Raw genomic sequence first — 14,433 nt, forward strand, 5'->3', positions numbered from 1 at the left:
AGAGGATCTATTATGTCAAATGAAGTCAAAATTCATTCGTTCCCACTTTCAGGCCACGCTCAGCGTGTCGAGTTATTTGCGAACATCGCTGGTATCGCCCACCAAGTGATCAATGTTGACTTAGCCAACGGCGAGCACAAAAAAGCCCCCTTTCTAGCCCTAAACTCTGCGGGTCAAGTACCCGTATTAGAAGACGGTGACACGGTTATCAGTGATTCAAATGCCATTCTGGTTTACCTAGCACGTAAATACGCGCCGAACTATTTACCTACCGATGCCGTGCTTGAAGCCCAAGTGCAAAAGTTCTTGTCATTGGCGGCAGGAGAAATTGCTTTTGGCCCGTGCAATGCACGCTTAGTTACCGTGTTCAACGCAACCTTGGATGCTGACTTTGCGATTGCTACAGCCCACAACGTGTTGAAAAAACTGGATGCACATTTAGAGGATAGAGCGTTTTTGGTAGGAGAAAGCCCGAGCATAGCCGATATCGCTATTTATACGTACACAGCCCATGCTCCTGAGGGTAATGTGTCCTTGGCTGAGTACCCAAATGTTCGTCGCTTTTTAGCAAATGTAGAGGCACTAGATGGGTTTAAGCCAATGGCAACGACTAAAGCAGGTCTCGTTGCCTAACCTATTGACTTACCTTTTTTGACTGGGCGCTAAGCCCAGTCATACCAATCAAGCAAATTAACTTACCCGTATTGGAGGCCCCATGGAACCAAGCAATCGCTATGCTCCATTTCACGATGGTGAACGTCAGTTGCAAGCCAGTGTAGGTGCTCTGGAGCAGATGGACAATATTGGCCGTCGCGCAATCCGCCCATACATGCCAGATCAGCATAGGCAGTTTTTCCAACAACTGCCGTTTATGGTGCTGGGTAGTACATCAGATAAGGGGCAACTTTGGGCGTCAATTTTACCTGGAAAGCCCGGCTTCGTGCAGTCCCCTTCCCCGACTCAGCTCACAGTAAACACCCCTATTTTATCAGGTGATCCATTAGCAGCAGCAATTACACAAGGTGCTCGATTGGGTTTACTGGGGTTAGAAATGTCGACCCGGCGTAGAAACCGCGTCAACGCTTGTGTTACCAGCGCAGCGAACAACCAGTTTGCTTTAGAGGTTGAGCAATCTTTTGGGAATTGTCCGCAGTATATTCAAACTCGCGACCTTCACTTTATCCGTTCGCCAGATGCGCCATACAAAGCTCCGCGCGCTGAAACGTTTTTTGAACTAAGTGATAGCCTAAAGGCCTTTATCCGCCAAGCGGATACGTTTTTTGTTGCCAGTTCTGCGGGTCACGAACCTTCAAACGAAGTAAACCGTCAGCTATCTGCCCATAATGCTATGGGGGTTGATGTGTCGCACCGTGGCGGCATGCCAGGTTTTATAAAGGTTGACGAAAACACCCTCACCATTCCTGATTATGCAGGAAATAACTTCTTCAATACGCTGGGAAACTTCTTAGTCAACCCCAAGGCAGGGTTATTGTTTGTTGATTTTACCAGCGGCGATGTTTTTATGTTAACCGGCACGGTTACCTTGCTGGCGAGTGACTCACCTTTAATAGAAGGGTTTCAAGGTGCACAGCGCGGCTGGCAATTTACCCTAACCCAAGGGCTGACATTAAAAGCGGCACTTCCATTTCGCGCTCAATTCGATAGCTACTCTCCCAATTCTCAAGCAACGGGTACTTGGTCACAGGCAGAAGCAATCGTTAAAGCACAAGCTAAACGCAACCAGTGGCGCGCATTTACCGTCAGTAAAATCGAAGACGAGAGTAGTACAATCCGCTCATTTTACTTACAGCCTAAAGATGGCTCTCCCGTACTACCATTTTCCCCAGGGCAACACTTAACCCTGCGTATTAAGCAGCAAAATACTGAAAACTGGCTTGTGCGCAATTACACTGTATCCAGTGCCCCATCGCAAAGTGGTTATCGTATTTCAGTAAAACGTGAAGAGTATGGTCTGGTATCAAGTACCTTGCATTCTCGAATATTGATTGGCAGTGAAATACAGATTAAAGCACCAAGCGGCCATTTTTTTATCGATAACACACAACAGCGCCCAGCCATTTTAATAGGTGCAGGTGTGGGCATTACACCAATGGTGGCCATGGCAAATGATGCAGTTAATGAAGGTATACGCACTCGCTATATCCGCCCAATGGCAGTTATTCAAGCGGCCAAAAACAGTGAGCAACGCGCTTTTTATGCAGAGCTGAGCAACATTGCAAAGCGCAGCGCTGGGCGTATTCAGTATTATTCTGTATTAAGTCAGTCGCACAGCAATCAAACGCAAAACGCTATTGTGTCGAACGATTACACTTCCCAAGCGCGAATTAGCCAAAGCTTGGTAATGGACGTACTCAATGCAATGGCCACAGAGCATAGCGTCGATTTCCCATCGCTGTTCGACAAAGACTTTTATCTGTGTGGCCCCCAAGGTTTTATGCAAAGTATGTATGACTTACTGATTGGCATTGGGGTAAAAGATGAAGATATTCATGCCGAAGCGTTTGGGCCATCATCTTTACTTCGCCAATCAAGAGATACCAGCAACCACGCTGAGCTAGAGGCTGAATCTGCTGTGATAAAGTTTGCCCACTCAGGTATTGAACAAAGCTGGTACAAGGGTGACAAGCCCCTGCTCGACGTAGCCGAAAGCAAAGGGCTTACGCCACCATACAGTTGCCGCAACGGCCAATGTGGCTCATGTGCGGTTAAACTAAAAAGTGGTGCTGTAACGTATCGCACCAAGCCAAGTGCATATATTGACCCATCAGACGTATTGTTATGCTGCGCTGTGCCAGCGAAAGGTTCCGACACTGTTATATTAGATTTGTAGCTCAATTAAACAGGCTAATATTCAAAGTCACTTATTGATGAAACCTATACAAGTTATTCAACGTTACTTTACCCAAAGAGGATTTAAACATGAATACACGCCCACCACTGCCCCCTTTTACCCGCGAAAGCGCCATCAAAAAAGTGCGTCTAGCAGAAGATGGTTGGAACAGCCGTAACGCTGAAAAGGTATCACTTGCTTATACAGTGGATACCAAATGGCGTAATCGCAGCTCTTTCGTGAACAGCCGTGAGGAAGCCGCTGCATTTTTAACGGGAAAATGGGAAAAAGAATTGGAATATAGGCTGATAAAAGAGTTATGGGCTTTCACTGAAAATCGTATTGCCGTGCGTTACGCGTATGAGTGGCACGACGACAGCGGCAACTGGTTTCGCTCCTACGGCAACGAAAACTGGGAATTCGATGAAAATGGTTTAATGCAAAACCGCTTTGCTTGCATCAACGACTTACCCATCAAAGAATCAGAGCGTAAATTCCACTGGCCCCAAGGGCGCCGCCCCGACGACCACCCAGGGTTATCGGAGTTAGGGTTGTAGGCACACCCGATACAGACGATAAAGCCTACCCTCTATCGGCGTTCTTGCAGAACGCCTTAACCCTTTTCATCCTCCCAACGTTTTTCAGCATTAAAGAGCTGCTTACTTAATCACTGCAATGACAAATACATCTGTGTCAATTGATGGTACGTGGGTTAATTTAATCATGCTGTTTTTATATATTTATAACGTTATTTAATAAACTTTGCTTACAAAAAAGCCCAGTGGCAAACCACTGGGCTATTACAATGCTAAGTGATCAGTTAATTAAATAACCGAAAGCTCAACTTCAATATTACCGCGTGTAGCGTTTGAGTATGGGCATACTTGGTGTGCTTTATTTACCAGCTCTTGCGCTGCTGTTTTATCCATATCACCGAGTGATACAGCTAATTTAACTGCAATGCCAAACCCGCCTTCAATCGCGCCAATAGATACTTCAGAGTTAATATGTGTATCACTTGGTAGCGCAATTTTTTCGCTACCGGCTACAAATTTTAGTGCACCAATAAAGCACGCTGCATAACCAGCTGCAAATAATTGCTCTGGGTTTGTGCCTTGTCCATCGTCGCCACCTAGCCCTTTTGGGGTTGATAAGTTTACATTTAAACGGCCATCGTCTGATTTAGCTACACCTTCACGGCCACCGGTTGCAGTTGCTTTTGCTGTGTAGGCAACGTTTTGTAATACATTCATAGTGAACTCCAAAGTTTATCAATTAATTTAGTTTGCATGCAAAATAATAGGGCAAGTAATTAGAGATTGCAAATACTTTGCATGCAAATTAAAATGTTTTTTGAGTTGAAGCTATTAACGCACTAGGAGTTGGGTATGTCATTTGAGCAATTAAAATTAAAAAATCAGCTTTGTCATAGGTTATATATGGCATCAAATAGCATTGCACGTGCTTACCGTGAGCCTTTAGCTGCACTTAATTTAACGTATCCGCAGTATGTAGTAATGATGGCGCTGTGGGAGCAAGACAAAATAACCATAGCGCAGCTAATAGATAAAACCGCTATTGATGGTGGCGCTATGACCCAAATACTCAAAAAAATGACCGAAAAGTCTCTGCTGGCTGTTATTAAAGATGAGCACGATAAGCGAAAGCGCCTAATTCAGCTTACCCAAAGTGGGCAAGCCCTTAAAAAAGAAGCCGCTGATATTCCGAAAAATATATTATGTAAGTTTGAAAGTGTAGACCCCACACAAGCCAAACAGCTAATGCAGCTGCTTGATTTAGTAATAAGCGATTTAACAACTAAAAACGATGATGAGTTAGCCAACTAACGCGGTTATTTTTTGTTGAATAAACGCCCTAAATGCGCTGATCACCGGGGTCATTTGGCGTCGGTCGGCGTACATCATATAAAGCGGTAGTGGATCGCTTTGCCACTCGGGGCATAAATGAACGAGCTGCCCGCTTGCTAAATCATCAATTACATCTAAGTACGACTTATACGCAATGCCTTTGCCCTCTAGCGCCCAGCGCCTAACCATTTCGCCATCGTTAACTATGTGTTGGCAATTTAGCTGCACTTTTTGCACTGCGCCATTTTTATAAAATCGCCACTCTTTAAACACTTCGCCAAAGCGCATAAAGGTAATGGTGGTGTGCTGCGTTAAATTAAGTGGATGTGTAAGCAATCCATTTTTAGCAATATACTCAGCAGAGGCCACTAAAATACGCGCATTATTTAAAAAAAGTGGCGCTGCAATTAACTGCGAATCTTTTGGTACACCAAAGCGCAGTGCGATATCAATTGATTGGCTGTAAATGTCGCTTACTTCGTCACTTAAGTGCAGTTTAAGTTTTACATTCGGGTAGTGTGCTAAAAACTCATTAAGCCATTCACTTAGTTTATTGCGCCCTAAGTCGCACGGGGCCGATACCTGTAGCGTTCCCGTTACTTCGCCCACTGCGGTTTGTACTGCAGCTACCCCTTGTTGAATAAGCGAAAGGGAGTCTTTGGCGTAACTTAAAAACTGCTCCCCTGCCACACTTAAGCGTAAGCTGCGAGTAGAGCGAATAAACAGCACGTTTCCTAAGTCTTTTTCTAGGCGCTTAATAGCTGCACTTACCGCCGCTGGGGTTTGTGCGTTTTGCCTTGCGGCTTCAGAAATACTGGCGCAACTGGCTACATCTATAAAAGTTTGAATATCGTTAAATGATCGCATATTTTCAATTAAAATTTGAAAGTGCTTTAGTTTTTCATGTCTTTTTCTATTTTTCAACTGAGCTATAGTGCTTATAAGTTAAAAACACTTGGTTAAAATCATCAGGAACGCACATGAAAGCATTTGGCTACACCAAAAACACTAAAACGCTTACAGCAAGCTCTATACAAGCAATTGAACTTGATACCCCAACCGCCACCGGGCACGACCTACTTATTGAAGTAAATGCTATTTCGGTAAACCCTGTTGATACAAAAATACGTGCAAATGTAGCGCCAGAGCAAGGCTACAAAGTATTAGGTTGGGACGGCGTAGGCGTTGTAAAAGCCGTTGGCGAGTCGGTTTCGTTATTTAATGTGGGGGATCGTGTATTTTACGCCGGCGATTTATCGCGCCAAGGCAGTAATGCGCAATTTCAATTAGTTGACGAGCGTATTGTAGGGCGTGCGCCTAAAACATTAACCGACGCACAAGCCGCAGCGCTGCCGCTAACCAGTATTACCGCCTACGAAATGCTATTTGATCGCCTGCAAGTGCCTAAAAATAAGCAAAATACTCAGCAATCTATTTTAGTTATTGGCGCCGCAGGTGGCGTTGGCTCTATTTTGGTACAGCTTGCAAAGCAGCTTACTGGGCTAAAGGTGGTAGGTACTGCGTCACGCGAGCAAAGCGTAACTTGGCTTAAAGAGTTAGGAGCCGATTACGTGCTCGATCATACTAAAAACTTAAACGAGCAGCGCCTAGAGCTTGGTTTAGCTGAGTTTGATTACGTTATTGGCTTAACCCACACCGACCAATACCAAGACCAAATAGTAGAGTGTATTAAACCGCAAGGTAAATTTGCGCTAATAGACGACCCTACATCGTTCGATATTTTAAAATTTAAGCGTAAGTGTATATCGGTGCATTGGGAGTTTATGTTTACCCGCTCGCTATTTACTACCGCCGATATAACAGCGCAGCACACCTTACTTAATGAAATTAGCGAGCTGATAGACTCAGGTACACTTAAAACCACGCTTGGGCAAAATTTAGGATTAATAAACGCCGCTAATTTATATAAAGCACACCAAATTTTAGAATCGCACACCTCACGCGGTAAACTTGTTTTAGAAGGCTTTGAAGCATGAACCAGATTAAAAAAATACTTTTAGTTGCAGCCTGTAGCACTGCGTTTTTAACCAGCAGTGTGTTTGCTAATACCGCTAATCAAAATGCTGATTTAAAAACAGTAGCCACATTCGACGCGCAGCACCCACCGGGTAATATTGCTATTACGCCCTCGGGCCGTAAGTTTTTATCGGTACATGGTTTTTACGGCCAAAAACAAAAAATTATGGAGCTATTAAGCGATGGCACCACCAAGCCCTACCCTAATGAAGAATGGGCATACGCGTATAAAAACGGCAAAGGGTTTTATGATGTACTTGGCATAAATGTATCTGCCGATGGCGTGTTATGGATGCTTGATACATCAGGCCCTGATCGTGCTGGGCGTTTAGTCGGTTGGGATACCAACAAAGAGCAGCTGCATAAAATAATTTATTTAGCTAAACCCACCATTACCGACACCTCGTTTTTAAACGATTTAGTTATCGATAATAAACACGGCGTTGTATACATTGCCGACACCGCACAAGGCAGCCAAGCCGCTATTATTACCGTAAATTTAAAAACAGGTGAGGCGCGCAGAGTCTTACAAAATAGCCCATACACCACAGCCGAAAACATCGACATGGTCATTGAAGGGCGCACCATGAAACTAGGCGGCCAACCAGCACGTTTAGGCGTAAACCCAATCACACTCGACCCAAGCGAACAGTGGCTTTACTTTGGCTCTATGTCTGGCACATCGGTTTACCGTATTGCCACAAGCGATATTAACAATAAAAGCCTGAGCGCAAGCGCCCTTGAAAGTAAAGTAACGCGTTACGGCACTAAACCAATTTCAGATGGCATTATTGTTGATGGCGGCGGTAATGTGTATGTTACCGACATAACCAACGGCGCAATTGGTGTAGTAAAACCAAGCGGTAAATACCAGGTGTTATTTAAAGACGAGCGCTTAAGCTGGCCTGATGGCTTTAGTTATGGCGCCGATCATAAAATATATTTTACCGTAGATGAGCTACACCGCTCGCCAGTATTAAATAACGGTAAAAACGCCAGCCAAGGAAAATTTAGTGTGCTGTTGTTCGACCCACTAGTAAAGGGTAAAGTAGGGCGCTAAATACAGCGTATAAACCATACGCTACGCACCCGCTGCGTGGCTTTTTGGTGCAACTTTTGAGCCTTTTAGCCCCAAAATGGTGCTAAGCGCTCAAAAGTTATTTTTAGTGTTTTAATAAATATCTGATTTGTATTCATAAAATATTCAATTAACAGTTGGCATAATTCTTCCACAGTACAGATGTGTTCAGTGAAACTTTCAAGGAAAATACCATGGCTAACCTATACCACACCCTTTACCTACTATGGCGTTTAGACATTAGCGTATGGCAGGTAAACGATCCGAGTAATACCCATACCACGTGCGACAAAGAGCGAGTTTACAGCCGATAAATTTCGTATTTATAGGCTTTGCAAGCGCGGCCATTGCGTTGTATTGTTAAGTAACTAAAAACAATATGATTGGAACGTGTATGCACGCCTTAGAAGTAAATTTTGATGGCTTAGTTGGCCCTACTCACAACTATGCGGGTTTATCGTATGGTAATGTTGCCTCGTTAAATAATGCGGCAAGTTTTTCAAACCCTCAAGAAGCTGTGCTACAGGGCCTTGAAAAAATGAAAGCCATGCACGACAAAGGCCTAACACAAGGTGTGTTTGCGCCCCACGCACGCCCCGATTTAAACGTACTACGTCGCCTAGGATTTACCGGCAACGACTCGCAAGTTATTCATAAAGCATTTAAAGCCGACCCTATTTTATTGCGCGCGTGTTACTCGGCCTCTGCAATGTGGACCGCCAATGCCGCTACTGTTTCTCCATCGCCAGACACCCTCGATGGCAAAGTGCATTTTACCTCAGCTAATTTAAACAATAAGTTTCATCGCTCCCTAGAGCCTGCTACAACTACCCGCTTACTAAAAGCCATGTTTAATAACGATAGCTACTTTGCACACCACACGCATTTACCCGATCAGGGCTTTTTTGGCGACGAAGGCGCGGCTAACCATACCCGACTTTGCGACAGCCACGGCGAGCAAGGCCTAGAAATGTTTGTATTTGGTGCAAGTGCCTTTAACAGCCAATTACCAAAACCGGCTAAGTTTCCTGCAAGGCAAACACTTGAAGCCTCAGAAGCCATTTGCCGATTACATAATTTAAAAGAATCGAGCCAAATTTTACTGCAGCAAAATCCAGATGTAATAGACCAAGGCGTGTTTCATAACGATGTAATTGCAGTAGGTAACGCAAACGTATTGCTTTGCCACCAGCAAGCATTTTTAAACCAACACGATGCCCTGCAAGAAATTCGCGATGCCTACACCGGCAGCAAACAGCTATACATAATTGAAGTACCTACTGATAAAGTAAGCATTAGCGATGCAGTAAGCAGTTACTTGTTTAATAGCCAATTAGTAAGCCTAGATGATGGCTCAATGCTATTAGTAGCGCCACAAGAGTGCCAACGTAATAGCGCAGTAAACGCCTACATTGAAGAAATGATTTTAGCGGATAACCCAGTAAACCAAGTGCAGTTTTTTGACCTGCGCCAAAGTATGCAAAATGGCGGCGGCCCTGCCTGCTTACGTTTACGTGTAGCTCTTAACGAGCAAGAACTTGCTGCGGTAAACCCAGAGGTTATTTTAACCGATACTAAATACACTCAGCTTTGTGACTGGGCAAAGCGTAACTACCGGGATAAGCTAGGTGCAAGCGACTTTGCCGATTCAGCCCTACTTACCGAAAGCTACCAAGCACTGGATGAACTAACCCAACTGCTTAACTTAGGCTCGGTGTACGACTTTCAATTAGAAGGTTAATACTCGTCAGCAAAAAGCTAATACAAAAATAGCGAGCCAAGGCTCGCTATTTTTATTTGTGCTTATGCTAATAGTGTTTAAAGGTTTTATTTACCGTTATTAACCGTTATTAACCGTTACTGCCGATGCCATCGACTCAGATATATGTAGTGTTCGCTGCGGAAACGGAATACTCAGCCCCGCGCCTTCTATGGCTTCTTTAACGCGTTTATTTAAATCCCACACGGTTTGCCAGTAATCGCCATTTACAGCCCATGCACGTAATTGAATATTTACTGCGCTTTCGCCTATTGAAGTAACCATTACTTTAGGCGCTGGATCTGCGAGTAATCGGCTTTCTGATTCGGCAACTTCTTTAAGTACATTTAAGCCAACATCAATAGAGTCGGCGTACGAAATTCCCACCACTATATCCATGCGCCTTTTACCGTTGCGGGTAAAGTTTTTAATGTTGCCGCCCCACACTTTACCGTTAGGCGATGCGATATAAAGGCCGTCGGTGGTTTTAAAAATGGTCGTAAATAAGTTTATTTCGTTTACTGTGCCAAGCGTACCGCTCGCATCTACAAAATCGCCTATTTTAAATGGCCTAAGTATTAATAGCATAATGCCAGCGGCAATATTACTTAAGGTGTTTTTAAGCGCCAAACCAATCGCTAAACCCGCCGCGCCCATTAGCGCTATTAAACTTGCCGTATTAACGCCAAAAATATCTAAAATAAACAGCCCAGCAATTATGTAAACTAAATACCCCGCAATGCTCGATAAAAGCGGCAGTAGCGTTTCGTCTACTTTTTTTAATGGCGACTTAGAATTTTTAATCGCTTTTTTTACTGAACGCGCAATAAGCGCACTCGCAACTAAAATAGCCAAGGCTAATACCACTTTGTAACCTAAAGTGATGATTGTTTCTGAATGGCTTTGCCAAAACACAATAAGTTTATCTTTCATACATATTCCAACTATGGGCTGATTATCAGCAAGAATTAAATCTATACACTTCAAAAGAAGTGGCGGGAGTATATAGTAAAAATTTTAAAGCGATAGCATTAAAATAAGGGGAAGGTGTGCCTAAATCAGCAAATTAATTGGGCAAAGTTTTTCTTTTTTTCGCTTAAATTTTCACACTTAAAACCTTTGTGCTCACAAACTAGTTAACCTATGGCGTACATACTTTTGTTCAAAAATGCGCAAAGTAAAATAAAGATTAATTTCAAGTAACTATTCAAAAAACCAGTTCAATCTAAATTCAGCTTAGCCCTTCTACAATCCGCTTTATAAACTAAAGGAGTAAATCATGAATTTTAAATCAACATTAGTCAGCAGCGCCGTTCTTTTTGCATTAGCCGGGTGTGGCTCTTCAAGTGATGACAATGACACAACACCGCCACAATCTAGCGACAAGTCAACCTTTAGCCTTGGTGTGTCAGATGCGCCGGTTAGTGGTTTAAAAGCGGTTAACGTCGTGTTTGATTCAATCACTATTAAAACACAAGGCGATGAAGAATTTAGTTTTGAAACCCGAAGTGAAACTGACGCATCTCAACCACAAATGGTTAATTTGCTCGATTACACCGGGGATGATGTTTTTGAGCTGCTTGACGATCAAGAAGTGCCAGCAGGCGAATACTCGTGGATCCGCGCTCAGGTTATAAATGGCGATACTAATAACCTTAGTTTTACATCTCACGTAGTATACGAAGACGACAGCATTGCTCCGCTCGTGGTAAAAAGAAAAGGGAATGATGGTGTAGGCGAAATACAACTCGATGGCTTTACACTTAACCAAACTGATAACGACTTTGTTTTAGAATTTGACCTAAAAAAATCGCTGGTCGATCCCCAAAATAATGAGGCGATCTTTTTAAAACCTAGAGGCGTACGATTACAAAATCTTTCTGAGTCACAAGAAATTGAAGGCACAGTAAGCCAAGCGCTTATTAATAACTGTGAAACAGACAATATCGCCACTGCTGCTGCAGATTCAACGTTTGGACACGCCGTATATTTATATTCATCAGATGCTCAAATACCTAAAGATATATACGAAATAGATGAGCAAACCCCAGAAGATGCCCCACTTGCGACCGCAAATGTTGTATTTGACCAAGACGATAACCAATATGAGTTTGAGCTTGCTTTCATTACACCGGGAGACTACCAACTTGGCTATACGTGCACCGCACATATAGACGATGCAGAGCTAGAAGATACTGATTTCACTGTTTATCAACTTAAGCAAATTAGTGTACCGCAAACTGAGGACCTTTCAGTTAGCTTTGACATAACACAATAAACGTATAGCGCACTTTAAGGTGCGCTTTTTTTATAAAAAGTATAACAAAAACGAACTCTCCACCTTTGCAAAAACCCATTAAAGCCACTCACCTAACATCATCCAAATAATTCATTCGTAAAGTGACCTGCATTCAAGCCCCGTTAACCCAGAACTGGTACAGTTAATAGCACGTATTAGTTAAACCGTTCTTATCATTTTGAATATGTAAACATAGGAGAAATAATCATGGCGAAAGAAAAAGTAGTTCTAATTACAGGTGCCTCTAGTGGCATAGGTGAAGCGAGTGCAAAAACATTGGTCAATAACGGCCATAAAGTCATTCTTACCGCCAGAAGTGAAGATAAATTAGCTGAACTAGTTGAGTCGTTAGGTGAAGATAACGCACTGAGTGTACCCGCAGATGCCACCGACTTTACCGAACTTGAAAACGTAGTAACAAAAGGGCTTAAAAAATTTGGCCGACTAGATGCCGCATTTGCCAACGCAGGTATGGGCGTTTCAACCGCAGGCACTGAAAAAGGCGACCCCGATGAATGGTCAACCATGATAGACGTAAACATTAAAGCCCTGCTGTGGACGGCAAAAGCAACCTTGCCTCATTTACGTCAAAACAAAGGCCACTTTATATTAACCAGCTCAGCCGCTGGCCGTAAGCCAATAAAAGGCTCTATTTACGGTGCAACTAAATGGTTTGCTTACGGGTTTGGGCAAAACTTAGCTGAAGAAATGAGCGAGTGGAATGGCCGCTGTACCACCATAGCCCCTGGCATGGTAAACACCCCATTTTTTGATGAAGCTAAACCCGACAAACTCGACCCACAAGATGTAGCCGACGCCGTACTGTTTGCCATTGAAGCAAACCAGCGCAACAACGTGCGCGAGATATATTTAATGCCGACTAATTAACGCTGATTGGTTGAGTTTGAGCTATCAGGTTTAATGCCAATGGCGTTAAACCTGATGGTTGTTTTTGATAAATACTGGCTGGATAGAATGAAGAATTTAAGATGGATGTCTTGTTTATTTATCTTGTTTATTTAGTAATGGTAACGGCACGAGATAACTGTAATTGCTGTATCATCCACGGCATATACCAAACGATTTGTATCATCTATTCTACGAGACCAAAAGCCTGAAAGATTTTCTTTAAGGGGTTCCGGTTTTCCAATCCCATCAAATGGAGAACGCTTAACATCAGCAATTAGCTTATTTATACGTTTCAAGGTTTTCTTATCTTGAGTCTGCCAGTAGACATAACTATTCCAAGCTTCATCAGTCCATGATAATAACCTGTTACTCATCAATAAGTTCTCGTGGAGTCGTTTTGCCCGCTTTATACTGCGCAATTGAACGGTTTAAATGTTCAGCGTTCGCTGGAGAGCGAAGTAAATGAACAGTTTCCATAAGGCTGTTGTAGTAATCTAATGACATTACAACCGCATCTTCAGTGTCACGACGAGTGATTACTGTCGTATCTGCATCATTAATTACATTATCCAAAACGGCTTTTAGACTATTTCGGGCTTCGGTAAAAGACACTATTCTCATTTTGCACCTCACTTGTACATTATATAAGACAAGTTTAGCTGGAAAATTATTACATGTACAGGATACTGTGCATTACTTTGTTGTGGTAGCAAATTTCTAAACAAAGCGCACAGACATGTGGGCTAAAACAAAGGCCACTTTATATTAACCAGCCCAGCTGCTGGCCGTATGCCAATTAAAGGCTCTATTTACGGCGCAACTAAATGGTTTGCTTACGGATTTGGTCAAAACTTAGCTGAGGAAATGAGCGAGTGGAACGGCCGCTGTACCACCATAGCCCCTGGCATGGTGAACACCCCATTTTTTGATGAAGCAAAGCCCGACAAACTCGACCCGCAAGATGTGGCCGACGCCGTACTGTTTGCCATTGAAGCAAACCAGCGCAACAACGTGCGCGAGATATATTTAATGCCGACTAATTAACGCTGATTGGTTGAGTTTGAGCCATCAGGTTTAATGCCAATGGCGTTAAACCTGATGGTTGTTTTTGATAAATACTTGCTGGATAGAATGCAGGGAAAGTATTCGTCACTAATAAAAGCTTACTATATGTACAGTAACTCTAAATCACCATCACTAGGTTCGAATATTTCAAGCCAAATAGTAACACCATTTTCATCGCAACATTCAATATCAAAGGCTCCATCATAAACTTCAACTATTGTTCCAACATCACCGACTTGAGGAGCTCTTGAGCCAAAGCTTTTTTCTGAATAGATAAACTTTTTATTAAGAGATATAACTTTTACTACAGAGTATTGCTTCATTAGATTCTCAAATATTTATAACGGCTAAACATTTACTCAAAATTTTCAAGAACACAATATTGCACCCCGCCTTTATTGTGCTTGCCAACTAAACTTATGCATTTGAAGGACTCACCACCATCAACTGAAATCTGAACCTTTAAGTCTTGATTCTCGAACGTTTGCAGCTTTTTCATGAGTTGCTTGATTGTTTTGCTGCGAGTTACCCATTCAGGGTTATCATCTATATTATCGTCCACAACTT

Annotated in this window: 16 protein-coding genes and 1 pseudogene; 10 read left to right on the forward strand and 7 right to left on the reverse strand. The window is 42.9% G+C overall.

Annotated features, from left to right (window positions below; translation table 11 throughout):
- The first annotated feature begins 12 nt into the window (after positions 1 to 12).
- From PSI06_RS13050 to PSI06_RS13060, 3 genes are all read left to right on the forward strand, one after another.
- Entirely contained in the window at positions 13 to 633 is a 621-nt protein-coding gene (locus PSI06_RS13050; RefSeq protein WP_273603949.1) for a glutathione S-transferase family protein, read from the forward strand.
- Positions 634 to 715: 82 nt separating this feature from the next.
- Positions 716 to 2,851, forward strand: coding sequence for an FAD-binding oxidoreductase (locus PSI06_RS13055; RefSeq protein WP_273603948.1), 2,136 nt, complete (start codon positions 716 to 718; stop codon positions 2,849 to 2,851).
- Between the two features lie 89 nt (positions 2,852 to 2,940).
- Entirely contained in the window at positions 2,941 to 3,408 is a 468-nt protein-coding gene (locus PSI06_RS13060) for a nuclear transport factor 2 family protein (RefSeq protein ID WP_273603947.1), read from the forward strand.
- Positions 3,409 to 3,675: 267 nt separating this feature from the next.
- Here the strand turns inward: PSI06_RS13060 and PSI06_RS13065 are convergent, their stop codons facing one another.
- On the reverse strand, positions 3,676 to 4,104 hold the full coding sequence (locus PSI06_RS13065) for an organic hydroperoxide resistance protein (RefSeq protein WP_004587024.1): 429 nt from the start codon (positions 4,102 to 4,104) through the stop codon (positions 3,676 to 3,678).
- Between the two features lie 135 nt (positions 4,105 to 4,239).
- Between PSI06_RS13065 and PSI06_RS13070 the strand changes: the two genes are divergently transcribed.
- Complete coding sequence (locus PSI06_RS13070; protein WP_004587023.1) at positions 4,240 to 4,698, forward strand: MarR family winged helix-turn-helix transcriptional regulator; 459 nt, start codon at positions 4,240 to 4,242, stop codon at positions 4,696 to 4,698.
- Here the strand turns inward: PSI06_RS13070 and PSI06_RS13075 are convergent.
- Complete coding sequence (locus tag PSI06_RS13075) at positions 4,687 to 5,586, reverse strand: LysR family transcriptional regulator (protein WP_248461765.1); 900 nt, start codon at positions 5,584 to 5,586, stop codon at positions 4,687 to 4,689. The genes PSI06_RS13070 and PSI06_RS13075 overlap by 12 nt on opposite strands.
- Before the next feature lie 113 nt (positions 5,587 to 5,699).
- On the opposite strand from PSI06_RS13075, the gene PSI06_RS13080 reads away from it, so the two are divergent.
- The 3 genes from PSI06_RS13080 (at position 5,700) to astB (ending at position 9,575) form a co-directional block, all read left to right on the forward strand.
- Positions 5,700 to 6,716, forward strand: coding sequence for a zinc-binding alcohol dehydrogenase family protein (locus tag PSI06_RS13080; protein ID WP_273603946.1), 1,017 nt, complete (start codon positions 5,700 to 5,702; stop codon positions 6,714 to 6,716).
- Positions 6,713 to 7,816 carry an L-dopachrome tautomerase-related protein gene (locus tag PSI06_RS13085; RefSeq protein ID WP_273603945.1) on the forward strand — a complete coding sequence of 368 codons (1,104 nt, stop codon included), beginning with the start codon at positions 6,713 to 6,715 and terminating at the stop codon, positions 7,814 to 7,816. The genes PSI06_RS13080 and PSI06_RS13085 overlap by 4 nt, the downstream gene beginning before the upstream one ends.
- Before the next feature lie 412 nt (positions 7,817 to 8,228).
- Complete coding sequence (gene astB / locus PSI06_RS13090; RefSeq protein WP_004587018.1) at positions 8,229 to 9,575, forward strand: N-succinylarginine dihydrolase; 1,347 nt, start codon at positions 8,229 to 8,231, stop codon at positions 9,573 to 9,575.
- A 99-nt stretch (positions 9,576 to 9,674) separates the two neighbouring features.
- On the opposite strand, the gene PSI06_RS13095 is transcribed toward astB, so the two are convergent.
- On the reverse strand, positions 9,675 to 10,526 hold the full coding sequence (locus PSI06_RS13095) for a mechanosensitive ion channel family protein (RefSeq protein WP_273603944.1): 852 nt from the start codon (positions 10,524 to 10,526) through the stop codon (positions 9,675 to 9,677).
- A 346-nt stretch (positions 10,527 to 10,872) separates the two neighbouring features.
- Between PSI06_RS13095 and PSI06_RS13100 the strand changes: the two genes are divergently transcribed.
- Both PSI06_RS13100 and PSI06_RS13105 read left to right on the forward strand, forming a co-directional pair.
- The gene (locus tag PSI06_RS13100) at positions 10,873 to 11,871 is read left to right on the forward strand and encodes a DUF4382 domain-containing protein (RefSeq protein WP_248473512.1); all 999 of its coding nucleotides are present in this window, start codon (positions 10,873 to 10,875) and stop codon (positions 11,869 to 11,871) included.
- Positions 11,872 to 12,099: 228 nt separating this feature from the next.
- Positions 12,100 to 12,780, forward strand: a complete 681-nt coding sequence (locus tag PSI06_RS13105) for an SDR family oxidoreductase (protein ID WP_096042718.1) — start codon at positions 12,100 to 12,102, stop codon at positions 12,778 to 12,780.
- A 131-nt stretch (positions 12,781 to 12,911) separates the two neighbouring features.
- Here PSI06_RS13105 and PSI06_RS13110 read toward each other — a convergent pair whose 3' ends face one another.
- Together PSI06_RS13110 and PSI06_RS13115 are read right to left on the reverse strand one after the other, a co-directional pair.
- On the reverse strand, positions 12,912 to 13,175 hold the full coding sequence (locus PSI06_RS13110; RefSeq protein WP_024032911.1) for a Txe/YoeB family addiction module toxin: 264 nt from the start codon (positions 13,173 to 13,175) through the stop codon (positions 12,912 to 12,914).
- Positions 13,168 to 13,422, reverse strand: coding sequence for a type II toxin-antitoxin system Phd/YefM family antitoxin (locus PSI06_RS13115; RefSeq protein ID WP_004587013.1), 255 nt, complete (start codon positions 13,420 to 13,422; stop codon positions 13,168 to 13,170). The genes PSI06_RS13110 and PSI06_RS13115 overlap by 8 nt, the downstream gene beginning before the upstream one ends.
- Positions 13,423 to 13,554: 132 nt before the next feature.
- On the opposite strand from PSI06_RS13115, the pseudogene PSI06_RS13120 reads away from it, so the two are divergent.
- A pseudogene (locus PSI06_RS13120) lies at positions 13,555 to 13,845 on the forward strand (SDR family oxidoreductase); the annotation flags it as partial.
- Between the two features lie 122 nt (positions 13,846 to 13,967).
- On the opposite strand, the gene PSI06_RS13125 reads toward PSI06_RS13120, so the two are convergent.
- Both PSI06_RS13125 and PSI06_RS13130 read right to left on the reverse strand, forming a co-directional pair.
- Positions 13,968 to 14,189: a hypothetical protein gene (locus tag PSI06_RS13125; protein ID WP_029773664.1), complete on the reverse strand. Its 222-nt coding sequence runs from the start codon at positions 14,187 to 14,189 to the stop codon at positions 13,968 to 13,970.
- A 32-nt stretch (positions 14,190 to 14,221) separates the two neighbouring features.
- Complete coding sequence (locus PSI06_RS13130) at positions 14,222 to 14,428, reverse strand: hypothetical protein (protein ID WP_273603943.1); 207 nt, start codon at positions 14,426 to 14,428, stop codon at positions 14,222 to 14,224.
- Positions 14,429 to 14,433 lie beyond the last annotated feature (5 nt).

This window comes from Pseudoalteromonas sp. GABNS16E, from assembly GCF_028598715.1.
Classification (GTDB): Bacteria; Pseudomonadota; Gammaproteobacteria; order Enterobacterales; family Alteromonadaceae; genus Pseudoalteromonas; species Pseudoalteromonas atlantica.

Bases quoted from the DNA above. Each gene is read 5' to 3' on its own strand.
- PSI06_RS13050 (WP_273603949.1), top strand. From the start codon at position 13: ATGTCAAATGAAGTCAAAATTCATTCGTTCCCACTTTCAGGCCACGCT.
- PSI06_RS13055 (WP_273603948.1), top strand. From the start codon at position 716: ATGGAACCAAGCAATCGCTATGCTCCATTTCACGATGGTGAACGTCAG.
- PSI06_RS13060 (WP_273603947.1), top strand. From the start codon at position 2,941: ATGAATACACGCCCACCACTGCCCCCTTTTACCCGCGAAAGCGCCATC.
- PSI06_RS13065 (WP_004587024.1), bottom strand. From the start codon at position 4,104: ATGAATGTATTACAAAACGTTGCCTACACAGCAAAAGCAACTGCAACC.
- PSI06_RS13070 (WP_004587023.1), top strand. From the start codon at position 4,240: ATGTCATTTGAGCAATTAAAATTAAAAAATCAGCTTTGTCATAGGTTA.
- PSI06_RS13075 (WP_248461765.1), bottom strand. From the start codon at position 5,586: ATGCGATCATTTAACGATATTCAAACTTTTATAGATGTAGCCAGTTGC.
- PSI06_RS13080 (WP_273603946.1), top strand. From the start codon at position 5,700: ATGAAAGCATTTGGCTACACCAAAAACACTAAAACGCTTACAGCAAGC.
- PSI06_RS13085 (WP_273603945.1), top strand. From the start codon at position 6,713: ATGAACCAGATTAAAAAAATACTTTTAGTTGCAGCCTGTAGCACTGCG.
- astB (WP_004587018.1), top strand. From the start codon at position 8,229: ATGCACGCCTTAGAAGTAAATTTTGATGGCTTAGTTGGCCCTACTCAC.
- PSI06_RS13095 (WP_273603944.1), bottom strand. From the start codon at position 10,526: ATGAAAGATAAACTTATTGTGTTTTGGCAAAGCCATTCAGAAACAATC.
- PSI06_RS13100 (WP_248473512.1), top strand. From the start codon at position 10,873: ATGAATTTTAAATCAACATTAGTCAGCAGCGCCGTTCTTTTTGCATTA.
- PSI06_RS13105 (WP_096042718.1), top strand. From the start codon at position 12,100: ATGGCGAAAGAAAAAGTAGTTCTAATTACAGGTGCCTCTAGTGGCATA.
- PSI06_RS13110 (WP_024032911.1), bottom strand. From the start codon at position 13,175: ATGAGTAACAGGTTATTATCATGGACTGATGAAGCTTGGAATAGTTAT.
- PSI06_RS13115 (WP_004587013.1), bottom strand. From the start codon at position 13,422: ATGAGAATAGTGTCTTTTACCGAAGCCCGAAATAGTCTAAAAGCCGTT.
- PSI06_RS13125 (WP_029773664.1), bottom strand. From the start codon at position 14,189: ATGAAGCAATACTCTGTAGTAAAAGTTATATCTCTTAATAAAAAGTTT.